1 protein-coding gene is annotated in these 299 nt (G+C 31.4%); it reads right to left on the bottom strand.

The genetic code is table 11. The features are described 5' to 3' along the window. Positions 1 to 172: 172 nt before the first annotated feature. Positions 173 to 299: outer membrane protein (locus tag ACFINC_RS10840; RefSeq protein WP_375617217.1), on the bottom strand; the 127-nt coding region annotated here is incomplete at its 5' end.

Below are 299 nucleotides of genomic sequence, written 5' to 3' on the forward strand. Positions count from 1 at the left end.
ATTCTTAATAATTAAGAATCTGAGTAATGCTTCCTTACCTCCTCATCGTCACTCAAAATCAAAGATCTCTTTCTTTTCCATGAAAGAGATTTACCATGCATAAAATTTCAAAAAATAAAGGCCCTATCAAAGACAGGACCTCTTAGACTTGAGCTTCTTTATTTCCAAAAAACTAGAATTTATAAGCTATTCCTGCACGGAAATCATTCGTCTTATATTTAATTTCAATTTCGTCTTTAAATTTCTTTTTACCAAAATCTGAGTAACGATATTCCGCACGTACAACAAGATTATCTGTC

The organism is Bartonella sp. AP58NXGY, assembly GCF_042195785.1.
Taxonomy (GTDB): Bacteria; Pseudomonadota; Alphaproteobacteria; order Rhizobiales; family Rhizobiaceae; genus Bartonella.